Below are 12,220 nucleotides of genomic sequence, written 5' to 3' on the forward strand. Positions count from 1 at the left end.
CAAATTGTAAAGGTGTTTCAGAAGCAGACAGCCCACCATAAACCGGATCGGATGGCTTGCGTTTCCTTTCTTGGAATATAGGGAGGCGAATTCTTTTTCAAAATAATTCCAATCAACTTTTTCTGCAAGCAAAACAAGTTCGTGCGTATTATCAATAAAATCTATCAACATAGGACGGAATAATTCTGGCAGTTTCTCTGGATTTTTTCCCAACATATTTGCAAGGTTTTAAGGCTCTAAGATACAAAAGCCTGCAAGAAAACACAAGTGAAATATTGATTAAAACACTAATATTCAATATGTTAAACACATTTTAAGGAGCGACTAGTTAATTAATTTAATTTTTAAGAATAGAAAAAGTTTTCAAATTCCTTGGAAACTTTTTTTTTTATAATTTTTTCGAAGCATTGGTTCTAAATTTTCGATAAAAATGTTCCTTTTACTAAAAAATTGACCTTCAGAAACTGGTCAAAAATCGAAAAACTATTTTTTTTCGATAACGTATATCAAACTTGAAAATTCATAGTTTTTTAACCCTTTAAAATTAGAAATCGCTCCGTAAATCATTCCTTTAATCCAAAAAAAAGGAGATTTTTTATATTTTTCGCTCAACATGGAGATATAAAATGAATCGAGTAGGAGAGGTTTGATTTTTTTGATTTTCCAATTTTCATTGTTCATTAAATTTTCCATACCCGATTTTGTGAAATGAAAAATGTGTCTTGGAACATCATAAGCTGCCCAATATTCTTTGTATTTTTTTGCATCATAAGAACTCGGATTCGGAACTGCGATAATTAGTAATCCTTTATCCTTTAATTTGTCATGAAATTTCTTCAACATATTTTCCTGATCTTCGATATGTTCGAAAACATGCCATAATGTAATTGCATCTAAACTTCCGTTTTCTATCGAATCGATTTCATTTAATAGTTGGGTTTTTTGAAGTTTCTTTTGGGCAAAATTTCTTGCTGCATCACTCGGCTCGTATCCAAAAGTGGTGAAATCATCTTCTATAAATTTTAAAAATTCACCGGCTCCGCAACCATAATCTAATACACTGGCATTCCGATAGAGTTCTTGGGCAATGATATTTCTTTTATAATTCAAATTAAATCTTTGAAGAAATTTATAAAGTTTTTCTTTCAGACTTCCCGAATCCTGATGATGAGAAATATAATTTTCACTCTCGTAATATGTATCTAAATTTTCGGGAATCGGATGAGTTTTGTAAAGCCCTTTTACCGGAGTTTCTCTTATTTCGAAAGTTTCCTGTGACAGGAAATGATCTTTAATTTTCATATAATTTCATATTTAAAAATGAAAACTCCAATAGTTGAATATTGAAGTTTTAAATCAATGGTTTCACGTGAAACATTTAATTGTAATAGAAAATTATCTTCCTAAATAAACCAATAAAACATTGATGTCCGCGGGTGAAACTCCGCTGATTCTTCCAGCTTGAGCGATAGTTTTTGGCTGTACCTTCGTCAATTTTTGCTTGGCTTCTGAAGAAAGAGAGCTTATTTTCGTAAAATCAAAATCTTCCGGAATTTTTATAGTTTCTAATCGATTGAGTTTTGCCACATTTTCTTTCTCTTTTTCTATATATCCTTTGTATTTGATATTGATTTCAGCTTGTTCCTTGATTTCTTCTTCATATTGTTGAGTAACTTCTTTAATGAAATCAATTTCTTCTAGTTTATGAAGATTCATATTCGGTCTGGTAAGAATTTGTGCAGCTCGAAACGCTTGATCAACAGGGGAGGACTCGATTGAATTTAAAATAGGATTAATAACTCCCGGTTTCAGTGAAGTTTCTTTTAAAAAGTGTTCCAATTCATTGCTTTTTTCTATTTTTTCATGAACTCTTTTCAGTCGATCTTCTTTGGCTAAACCTAGTTCAAATGCTTTTTGAGTCAAGCGGATATCTGCATTATCTTGTCTTAAAAGCAAGCGGTATTCTGCTCTGGAAGTAAACATTCTGTAAGGTTCTTCTGTTCCTTTAGTAATCAAATCATCTATTAAAACTCCGATATATGCTTCGTCTCTGTTTAAGATAAATTCCCCTTTGTCGTGTACTTTATTATGAGCGTTAATGCCGGCAATTAAACCTTGTCCTGCAGCTTCTTCATAACCTGTCGTACCATTGATTTGTCCTGCAAAATAAAGGTTTTCGATTAATTTGGTTTCGAGCGTATGAAAAAGTTGAGTAGGAGGGAAGTAGTCGTACTCAATTGCGTATCCAGGGCGGAAAACTTTCACATTTTCAAATCCTGGAATGTGTCTCATGGCTTTAATTTGGATATCTTCAGGTAATGACGAACTGAAACCATTAACATAGATTTCTACAGTTTTCCATCCTTCTGGCTCCACAAATAACTGATGACGGTTTCTTTCCGCAAAACGATTGATTTTATCCTCAATACTTGGACAATATCTTGGACCAATGCTCTGGATTGTACCATTGAACATCGGGCTTCTATCAAATCCTTCTCTTAAAATATCGTGTACCGTTTCATTGGTATAAACAATATGACAACTGAGTTGTTTGGTGAGTTTTGGGGTGTCGGTATAAGAGAATTTCTGAGGATTTTCATCACCTTTTTGCTCTTTCATTTTGGAATAATCCAAACTTCTTCCATCTACTCGAGGAGGAGTTCCTGTTTTCATTCTTCCTGCTTCGAAACCTAAAGAAACCAACTGTTCGGTAATGCCAAAGGCTCTTGGTTCACCCATTCTTCCGCCTCCGAGTTGTTTGTCTCCAACATGGATTAAACCATTCAGGAAAGTACCATTTGTAAGAACAACGGATTTTCCTTTGATAGAAATTCCAAGCGATGTAACTACTCCTGCAACTTGATTATTTTCAATGATAAGGCTTTTCACCATATCCTGAAAAAAGTCGAGATTTGGGGTGTTTTCTAAGGCTAAACGCCATTCTTCAGCGAATTGCATTCTATCGTTTTGGGTTCTTGGTGACCACATTGCCGGACCTTTGGAAAGATTCAGCATTTTAAATTGTATAGCAGATTTATCCGCAACAATTCCTGAATAACCGCCCATCGCATCTATTTCTCTTACGATTTGTCCTTTTGCAATACCACCCATTGCTGGGTTACAAGACATCTGTCCTATGGTTTGCATATTCATGGTTATAAGAAGTGTTTTCGAGCCCATATTAGCTGCTGCAGCTGCTGCCTCACAACCGGCGTGTCCTGCACCTACAACTATTACGTCGTATATTTCGTTGATCATTTTATCTTTAATAAGAACGGATTAGTATTGATTGTTTCACGTGAAACATTATCTAATTTTTCATAAAATTAATGGTTGATTACAGCATTTTTATCAATTTAAATGAAGTTAAAAGCCAATTGATCAACCTTATTTCTATAAAATATTTAAATAATAGTCTTCTTTATTGCGCATTTCTTTTACCTCATCGTCAGTTTTATCTTTATAACCGCAGAGATGAAGGATTCCGTGAGCTAAGACCCGGTGTAATTCAACATTAAAATCTTTGGAATGGGTTTCAGCGTTTTCAGAAATGCGCGGCAAAGATACGAAAATATCTCCGGCAATAGTTTTCCCCTTTACATAGTCGAATGTGATGACGTCAGTGTAATAATCATGTTGAAGAAAGTCTTGGTTTACTTTCAGCAGATATTCATCATCACAGAAAATATAATTGATTTCTCCGGCTTTCTTTCCTTCATTGGTGATCAGATTAATCAACCAATCCTTAGTTCTGTCGGAAAGAGAAAATTTATCTATGTTTTCAAAAAAGAAATGTATCATAATTTTAGAACCAATGTCCCAGTATTACACTGAAAACATTATTATTTTGAGTTAAAGATCTGCTAAAATTAAATTTGATCTGTCCGAAAGGAGATTTGTATCCTGCCGTCAATCCTGCTGATGTTTCATTGATGTGTAAAATGTCATCCACTTTTACATCGTTAAATAAATTAGCGATGCTGAAATGTCCCGTCAAGAAATAATTTTTGTGAACATTATATTGTAAACTATTTGTTGCAACAAGCAAGTTTTGGGTATCAAGTTGTCCGAATTCATAACCCATTAATTTCACAAAATTGCCTAAATTTTGTTCGAAAATACCACCAATTCTGTAACGATAATAGTTCGAAAGTTCTTCTCCAACGGTAATTCCACCAAATAATCCTAAACGGAAAGTTAATCGTGGTGAAAGCGGAAAATTGAGTTGGGATGTGATTTTCATCTGTACCGTACGACCTTCTTGTTGATCATTCAACAAATCCAAAGCTTTACCTTCTGCATGAAGGAATAGCCCTTTTGATGGGAAACTTTTATCATCTTGCGTATCGGTTTTAATGAAAACATAAGCATTCACAAAATTTTTGGAATTGGAGTAGGTTTTAATTCCCGCAAATTTAGACTCAAAATAATCATGACTAATTCCACCTCCAATAGCATATTTGTCCCTCCAAATGGACTGAATAAACAACTCATTTCGAAACCAATTCCATCTTTCGTATTCGGTGGAATTGATGTCGGTAAGGTCAAGTGTCATACCGGAAGCATAAGCTCCAATTCCCGGAATATAGCCGTTATCGATGAAATAATTGAAATAATAACGAGGTTTATCACCCACTACGACATCTAATGAAATAATCGAGTTTCGGAATAATAGGCGCTTTGCAGTAGCATTAAGCAGTAATCCTGTCTTAAAAATTTCATCATAGTGCAAACCAAATTTTAAGAAAAAGCGGGTGTCATCTTCTGTTACGGTAAGTTTGAGAAAATTGTAATTGCCTTTCTGGATGATATCATAATTAATCAACGTGTAATTATTGGTAGCATATAATTTATCGATCATTTTATTGATGCCGCCATAGGTTTGAAGTGATGGAACGCGCAAGTTCATTTTTCCCTGCACATAGTTTTTCTTAAAAATATGATTGTTTTCAAGTATTAAACTATCAATCTTATAAACGTTGGAATAAACAGAGTTTAAAGGTGCACGAAGCACTCTTTCTTCATTTTTAGGAAGCAAAGACAGCGGTTGGATATATTTCTTCGCTTCAGCGTAACCGGAGTCGAGAATGGCCTTTTTTGCATCATAACTCGTAGCGCTCATTCCCTCCAAATTGGGATGAATATTGATATTGGTGTATTGATATTGATTTTTCGTTTCCTTCTGAATACTATAATCAATCACCTGATTTAATATATCAATCGCTGACTGTAATTTTTCTCTCGTGTTAAGTCCTTGACTTAAATCGACTCCAATAACGATGTCGATTCCTTTGTCTTTTAAAGGTTTGGAAGGATAGTTCACCGTCATTGCCCCATCAATATAGATGGAATCACCAATTTTTACCGGATCCATGAGTGACGGAAATGCTGAACTTGCCATAATAGAACTTACCAAATCTCCTTTTTCGAAAATCTCCATCTTTCCGCTTTCCAGATTAGTTCCTATGCACATGAAAGGGATAGGCAACTTCGAGAAATCATCAATACTGGAAACGTTTTTAAAGAGTTCTTTGAGCAGATAAATATTTTTCTGACCTGTTGATATCGCTTTTGGAACGACATTGATTTTTCCGTTTTTTACTGGCAAATTCAATATGTATTTATCAACGGATTTATTAAAGAAGGTAGTTTCTTTTCTGGTCTTTTCGTTGGCGATAATATTGTAGAAATCGGTATCGAGTACGATTTTCTCAATTTCTTTTCCCGTATATCCGGATGCATAAAGTCCGCCCACAATCGCTCCCATGCTGGTTCCGGAGATATAATCGACTTTTACTCCTAAAGAATCCAAAACTTTTAAAACCCCGATATGGGCAAAACCTTTTGCCCCTCCGCCCGCAAGTGATAAACCAATTTTCGGATGCGAAGGCACCATAAATCCTTCTTTAACTTGTGCAAATAAAGGAATATTGAGAAAAATTGCAAGAAGCAGAAGGAGGAGTTTTTTCATTTAGTCTTTTATATAAATTCTTTTTACCCTTCTCGAAATCGAAGTGAGAACTTCGTAAGGAATTGTATTACAATAATATGCAAATTCTTCTAAACTTGGATTAGAATTGAAAATTATCACTTCTTCGCCTTCTTTTGCAGAAGCATCGTCGATATCAATCATCATCATATCCATACAAACGCTTCCTACGATAGGATATAATTTCTTATGAATGCCAACTTTCCCAACTTTATTACCGATTAATCTAGGTATTCCATCGGCATAGCCTACAGGTATGGTTGCAATTTTTGTATCTTTTTCCGGTTGATATCTCCGACTATAACCCACCGATTCGCCTTTTTTTACATGAGAAATTTGTGAAATAACGGTTTTAAATGTTACTGCATTTTTTAATTGCTTTTTAATCTCGGGATTAGATGAAATTCCTACCATACCAATTCCAATTCTTACCATATCAAACTGATAATCAGTATAACTCACAATTCCGGATGTATTGAGGATATGCCGAATCGGGTGGTATTGAAGTCCTTTCATTAAATATTCTGAATTTTTAGTGAAAGTGTCAATTTGTTCTAAAGTATATTCTTCGCCTTCAGGTACGTCCGACGAAGATAAATGGCTGAAAATGGATTGTACTTTCACATTCATCAACTTCAACTTTTCAATGAGTTCATCCAATTCATCTTTCTTAAAACCAAGTCGATGCATTCCAGTTTCTAGTTTAATATGAATGGGATATTTCTTGTTAACTCCTTTTTGAATGAGCTGCTGATGAAATAATTCCAATACGCGGAAACTATAAATTTCCGGCTCTAAGTTATAATCGATAATAATGTTGTAGCTGTGTTGCTCCGGATTCATCACCATAATCGGCGTCGTAATCCCGTTTTTCCTTAAATCAACACCTTCATCTGCATACGCTACACCAAGATAATCGATGTGATGATATTGTAAGAATTCTGCAATTTCGTAACCGCCCAATCCGTAAGAGTACGCTTTTACCATCGCCATCATTTTGGTTTCGGGCTTTAGCAAACCTTTATGAATATTGATGTTATGAAGAATTGCATTTAAATTCACCTCCAAAACCGTGTCGTGTTTCTGAAGTTCTAAATGGTTCTTTACTTTCTCAATTTCAAATTTTCTGGCACCTTTTAATAGAATGAGCTCGTTTTCTATTTGATTAAGGTGTTGGCTTTCAGTAAGTTTGTTGGTGTTATCAAAACTATAAGTTTCTGCTGCGAAAAGTTTTTCGTATTGGTTAATTTCTTCACCGATGAGGAATATTTTACTGAAATGCTGCAGGTTGGTTAAGTCCGCAACTTCATGATAAAGTTGTTCTGAGTTTTTACCTTCTACAAAATCAGTTAAGATCAGTGTTTTCTTAGGCTTATTATATTCTTTAATAAATTGATAAGCTATTTTCAATGAATCTAAATCCAGATTATACGAATCGTTGATAATCAAATTGTTGCGAACGCCATTTACACTTTCAAGTCGCATTTCAATGGATTTCAGCGCATTGATTTTGTCAATAATTTTCGGAGTCGGAAAATTAAATTCTTTTAAAACTGCAATAATGCATAGCGCGTTGCCAAGCGTCGCCTCATCTCTCTGTTGCGCAGAAAGCCTGAATTCTTCATCAAAATATTGAATTTCTAAAGAGGATGAACGATCGGTCCAATCATTTTTAATATAGAGATGATTATGATTTTGAAGCCCGTAAGAAATTAATTTTTTACTTGAATACAATTCATGTATTTTTCGGTGAACCAATTCATTATCTCCATTAAAAATAATCGTTTTGGAATCTTTGAATAACTTCAATTTCTCATGAATCAGTTGTTCCTCATTTTCAAAATTGGAAGCATGAGCCGCTCCGATATGTGTTAAAATTCCAATTTCTGGAGAGAAAATTTCTTCCATCTTCTCCATTTCTGCTGGCTTGGAAATTCCCACTTCGAAAATGCCGATTTCGTCATTCTTTCCGATTTGTAACAAGGAAAGTGGAAGACCGATTTGTGAATTAAAACTTTTCGGGCTTTTCACGGTTTTATAATCATCAAAAAGACTTTGATACAGCCACTCTTTTACAATGGTTTTTCCATTGCTACCGGTAATTCCAATGGTTTTTAAGGAATATTGAGAAAGATGATATTTCGCTAAATCTTGAATAAAATCAACCGAATTTTTTACCAAAATCCAAGTGATATTCTCAATTTCAGGGATTTGATGTTCTGCAATAATGATTTTTATTCCTTTTTCAACTGCAGAATGAATATATTTTTCGCCTGAATTTTTAGAAGTTGTGATCGCAACAAAAGCTGTATTATCCGGTGAATAGATATTTCGGCTATCGAAATCGATATTTTTTACCAACAGTTGTCCATCGCCTATCAGTTCGGACCCTGTAATTTCAGAGAGTTGTTGGGTAGTATAGTTCATTATTTATTTCTGCTCAGATATTCTTCATTGAAAACTTTTCGGCTTACCGCTTCGTAGCTTTCAGTTTCGCCCAGTTGTACCAAGTCTTTATTGGTCGATATCCGCATCGAATGGTTCGCCAAATTGCCTGTTCTTTTGCAAATCGCATGGACTTTAGTTACGTATTCAGCGGTCGCCATTAAATTGGGCATTGGACCAAACGGACGGCCCATGAAGTCCATATCCAATCCGGCAATTACCACTCGTATTCCATTGTTTGCCAATTGATTAGCTATCTCTACAATGCTATCATCGAAAAACTGCGCTTCGTCAATTCCTACTACATCGCAAGTTGATCCCAAAAGGAGAATCTCATTCGGACTTTCTACCGGAGTACTTCTTATTTTGTTTTGATTGTGGGAAACTACCTCTTCTTCCGCATATCGAGTATCGAGTCTGGGTTTGAAAATTTCCACGTTTTGTCCTGCCATTTCCGCTCGTCGAAGCCTGCGAATCAACTCTTCGGTTTTTCCCGAAAACATCGATCCACAGATAACTTCCATCCATCCGCTTTGTTTTGCGTGATTAATTGTATTTTCTAAAAACATTTGTTAATTTAGCCGTAATATTTAAAGACCAAAATTAAGGAAATTTAATAGCTTAACTATGCAAAACCTTCAAGATATACAGGAAAAAATTTTTTTTGAATCCAAAAGTATTCTCGAAACGCTTTCAAAGATAAATTCCAAAGAAGAACTGCTTGCAAAGCAAGATTTGTTTGCTGAAATTACCGATCGCATCGCCTTTTTGAGGATTTTGGAGAAAAATGCTGATTTGCTCAGTCAACCTTCTCCGGCTCCGGAAATTCCACTTCAGCAAATGGAATTACCTTCTAATCAGGCAGTTTCTCAACATGAAACTGATGCTGAAGTAGCTTTATTTGAAGAAGATATCATCGAAGAGGAAGTAATTTTCACCAAGGAACTTAATGAAATTGTAGAGGTTGAGCATTCGGAAGTTCTGCCTACTGAAAAAGAACCAGCTCCTGTTCACGAAGAAAAAATGGAAGAAATTGCGCAACCGGAAGTCATGAATAATGATCATGAAATTGCTGCTCAAAAGGAAAAAGAATTTCTAGAAATGGAAGAGCGACGCCGAAAAATTGTAGAATTTCATAAAGAAGATGCAAAAATGCCGCCGAAAGAAGTTCACGAAGAGGTGAGAACGGAGCAACCTTCATTGGAAAAGAAATTCAAACTTGCTCATATCAAAGGTTTAAAAGCAGTTCAAAATCTTTTTGATCAAGATCCATTGCAAGATTTGGAAGAGAAATCTATTGAAAAAAAACCGGAAATTATCGCTTCGGGAAGCATAGCGAAGAGCAATATTCCGACTGATTTTATGGAAGCAGAAAAAAGAAAACCTGAATTCCGACTCGATTTGAATGATAAAGTGGCGTTCACCAAACATCTTTTTAATGGCGATCCTGATGAACTGAAAAAAACTATCGATCAGCTGAATTCTTATGATAATCTGGAAGATGCAAAACAATATTTAAGCGACGTTTATTACGCCAAAAACTGGAATAAAGTTGACGAATTTGCGCAAAGACTCTGGGGATTGGTTGAAAATAAATTTCTATAACGTACTGAAAATCAAAGAATGATTAAAAATATAAACGATTTCCAGAATGTATTCTTTATCGGTGTTGCCGGTGTGGGAATGAGTGCGATTGCACAATATCTGAAAGGAATCGGAAAAAATGTTTCGGGAAGCGACCGCTATTTCTTGCCCGAAACCTACAACAAAACAAAAACTCAATTAGAAAACGAAGGAATCCTTTGTTTCCTTCAAGACGGTAGCGGAATTACCGAAAATACAGATTTGGTAGTCATTTCCACAGCAATTGAGGACACGGTTTTCGAAGTTCAAAAAGCAAAAGAACTCGGAATTCCAATTATTAAAAGAAGTGAACTTTTATCCATCATCGCCAAAAGTAAAAAAACAATAGCGGTTGCAGGAACTTCCGGAAAATCAACAACTTCTGCGATGTTATTTCAAATTTTACTCGATGCTAAGCTAGAACCAAGTATTATTTCCGGAGCGGGTTTAACCTCAATTATCAAGCAAGGAAAAATAGGAAATGCAGCCGTTGGAAAAGGCGATTGGTTGATCATCGAAGCGGATGAAAGTGATGGTTCGGTGGTTCAATACGAGCCGGAAATCGGTTTACTTTTAAACATCGATAAAGATCATCAGGTAATTGATGAATTGATTGAATTGTTTACCATTTTTAAAAATAACACAAAGAGCTTATTTATTGTAAATCAATCAAATACATTGGCAAAAACTTTGTCAGCAAACCCCAAAAACGATTTTGGTTTTGAAGATGAAAATGCCGGATTTTCTGCTGGAAACTTTCAACAAAATGGATTTCATTTAAGCTTTGAAGTGCTAAATCAAAAATTCGAAATGAATTCCATCGGAAGACATTCCGTAGAAAACGCAACTGCAGCCATCGCTGTAGCTCACCAAATCGGAGTAAATTTGAAAGTTTGTGCGGAAAGTTTGTCAAAATACGAAGGAATTTATCGACGTCATCAGATTCTTGGACAGAAAAAAGGAGTTTGGGTTATTGACGACTATGCACACAATCCTGCGAAATGTGCGGCGAGCATCAAAGCTTGTCAACCTTTGGCAGATAGGGTAATTGCGTGGTTTCAACCTCATGGTTATGGACCAACAAGGTTTTTGAGAAAAGATTTTGTAGAAGAAATTTCGGACGCATTGAGACCTCAGGATGAAATTTGGATGAGCGAAATTTTCTACGCCGGAGGTACCGCTGTGAAAGATATTTCTGCCAATGATTTAATTGAAGATATTAAAAATAAAGGTAGAAATGCCCATTTTGTGGAAGATAGAAACAATTTGTTGGAAGCATTGAAACCCGAAATGAAAGAAGGAACCGTTCTACTTTTGATGGGGGCAAGAGATCCAAGTTTGGAAGAGTTTTGTAAAGATCTATTCGAGAAATTATAATTAAATCCGCGAAGGATTAAACTTAATATAAATGTCGGGAATCCTGTATTTTGTTCCAACACCGATTGGAAACCTTGAAGATATGACTTTCAGAGCCATAAAAGTGCTGAAAGAAGTAGACTATATTTTGTGTGAAGATACCCGAACTTCTGGTATTCTGTTAAAACATTATGAAATTTCTAAGCCGCTGAAAGCGTATCACTTACACAACGAGCATCAATCGACGCAAAAAGTAATTGAAGATTTGAAAAACGGACAAAACATTGCGATCATTACCGACGCGGGAACTCCAGGAATTTCCGATCCCGGCTATCTTTTAGCAAAAGCCATAGCTGATGAAAATCTCGAAATGCAGTGTTTGCCGGGTGCGACAGCTTTTGTTCCGGCTTTGGTGGTTTCCGGATTGCCCAACCACGATTTTTATTTTGCAGGTTTTCTACCTCAAAAAAAGGGAAGACAAACCAAATTGAAACAACTGGCAGAGGAGAAAAAAACAATCATTCTTTACGAGAGTCCGCACAAGATCAACACAACACTGGAGCAGATCAAAGAATTCTTTGGTGAGGAAACAAAGGTTAGCCTAAGCAGGGAGATTTCTAAAAAATTTGAGGAAACCAAACGCGGGACAATCAATGAGTTAATTGATTTTTCCAAAAGCAAAACTTTAAAAGGTGAAATTGTCCTGGTGGTGAATAATACTTAATCTAACTCGTAGTGCATTATTAAATTAAAGATACTTTAATTTTGTTCATTTTTCTATTAAATACAAAAACATTTACAAATTGA

Annotated in this window: 9 protein-coding genes and 1 pseudogene; 3 read left to right on the top strand and 7 right to left on the bottom strand. The window is 35.3% G+C overall.

Annotated features, from left to right (window positions below):
- The 7 genes and pseudogenes from AP75_RS12855 to AP75_RS12885 all read right to left on the bottom strand — a co-directional run.
- Positions 1-216: pseudogene (locus AP75_RS12855) on the bottom strand (IS5/IS1182 family transposase); the annotation flags it as partial.
- A gap of 267 nt (positions 217-483) precedes the next feature.
- On the bottom strand, positions 484-1,302 hold the full coding sequence (locus AP75_RS12860) for a class I SAM-dependent methyltransferase (RefSeq protein WP_088264919.1): 819 nt from the start codon (positions 1,300-1,302) through the stop codon (positions 484-486).
- 93 nt (positions 1,303-1,395) lie between these two features.
- Positions 1,396-3,258, bottom strand: a complete 1,863-nt coding sequence (mnmG, locus tag AP75_RS12865) for a tRNA uridine-5-carboxymethylaminomethyl(34) synthesis enzyme MnmG (RefSeq protein ID WP_088264920.1) — start codon at positions 3,256-3,258, stop codon at positions 1,396-1,398.
- Between the two features lie 135 nt (positions 3,259-3,393).
- Positions 3,394-3,801, bottom strand: a complete 408-nt coding sequence (gene ybeY / locus AP75_RS12870) for an rRNA maturation RNase YbeY (protein ID WP_031504540.1) — start codon at positions 3,799-3,801, stop codon at positions 3,394-3,396.
- A 4-nt stretch (positions 3,802-3,805) separates the two neighbouring features.
- Complete coding sequence (locus tag AP75_RS12875; RefSeq protein ID WP_088264921.1) at positions 3,806-5,971, bottom strand: patatin-like phospholipase family protein; 2,166 nt, start codon at positions 5,969-5,971, stop codon at positions 3,806-3,808.
- On the bottom strand, positions 5,972-8,416 hold the full coding sequence (locus AP75_RS12880; protein ID WP_088264922.1) for a bifunctional UDP-N-acetylmuramoyl-tripeptide:D-alanyl-D-alanine ligase/alanine racemase: 2,445 nt from the start codon (positions 8,414-8,416) through the stop codon (positions 5,972-5,974).
- Positions 8,416-9,003 carry a thymidine kinase gene (locus AP75_RS12885; protein WP_031502127.1) on the bottom strand — a complete coding sequence of 196 codons (588 nt, stop codon included), beginning with the start codon at positions 9,001-9,003 and terminating at the stop codon, positions 8,416-8,418. The genes AP75_RS12880 and AP75_RS12885 overlap by 1 nt, the downstream gene beginning before the upstream one ends.
- 58 nt (positions 9,004-9,061) lie before the next feature.
- Here AP75_RS12885 and AP75_RS12890 point away from each other — a divergent pair, with 58 nt between their 5' ends.
- Genes AP75_RS12890 through rsmI form a run of 3 tightly spaced genes read left to right on the top strand, consistent with a single transcriptional unit; the run spans position 9,062 to position 12,137 of the window.
- Positions 9,062-10,039: a hypothetical protein gene (locus AP75_RS12890; RefSeq protein ID WP_031502128.1), complete on the top strand. Its 978-nt coding sequence runs from the start codon at positions 9,062-9,064 to the stop codon at positions 10,037-10,039.
- A gap of 18 nt (positions 10,040-10,057) precedes the next feature.
- Positions 10,058-11,434 carry a UDP-N-acetylmuramate--L-alanine ligase gene (locus tag AP75_RS12895; protein WP_031502129.1) on the top strand — a complete coding sequence of 459 codons (1,377 nt, stop codon included), beginning with the start codon at positions 10,058-10,060 and terminating at the stop codon, positions 11,432-11,434.
- A gap of 31 nt (positions 11,435-11,465) precedes the next feature.
- A complete protein-coding gene (gene rsmI / locus AP75_RS12900) occupies positions 11,466-12,137 on the top strand; it encodes a 16S rRNA (cytidine(1402)-2'-O)-methyltransferase (RefSeq protein ID WP_088264923.1) in 672 nt (223 codons plus the stop codon).
- Positions 12,138-12,220: the final 83 nt, after the last annotated feature.

Origin of the sequence: Kaistella haifensis DSM 19056, assembly GCF_000735695.2 — a bacterium.
Lineage (GTDB): Bacteria > Bacteroidota > Bacteroidia > Flavobacteriales > Weeksellaceae > Kaistella > Kaistella haifensis.

Coding starts and splice junctions, on each gene's coding strand:
- AP75_RS12860 (WP_088264919.1), bottom strand. CDS start 1,302: ATGAAAATTAAAGATCATTTCCTGTCACAGGAAACTTTCGAAATAAGA.
- mnmG (WP_088264920.1), bottom strand. CDS start 3,258: ATGATCAACGAAATATACGACGTAATAGTTGTAGGTGCAGGACACGCC.
- ybeY (WP_031504540.1), bottom strand. CDS start 3,801: ATGATACATTTCTTTTTTGAAAACATAGATAAATTTTCTCTTTCCGAC.
- AP75_RS12875 (WP_088264921.1), bottom strand. CDS start 5,971: ATGAAAAAACTCCTCCTTCTGCTTCTTGCAATTTTTCTCAATATTCCT.
- AP75_RS12880 (WP_088264922.1), bottom strand. CDS start 8,416: ATGAACTATACTACCCAACAACTCTCTGAAATTACAGGGTCCGAACTG.
- AP75_RS12885 (WP_031502127.1), bottom strand. CDS start 9,003: ATGTTTTTAGAAAATACAATTAATCACGCAAAACAAAGCGGATGGATG.
- AP75_RS12890 (WP_031502128.1), top strand. CDS start 9,062: ATGCAAAACCTTCAAGATATACAGGAAAAAATTTTTTTTGAATCCAAA.
- AP75_RS12895 (WP_031502129.1), top strand. CDS start 10,058: ATGATTAAAAATATAAACGATTTCCAGAATGTATTCTTTATCGGTGTT.
- rsmI (WP_088264923.1), top strand. CDS start 11,466: ATGTCGGGAATCCTGTATTTTGTTCCAACACCGATTGGAAACCTTGAA.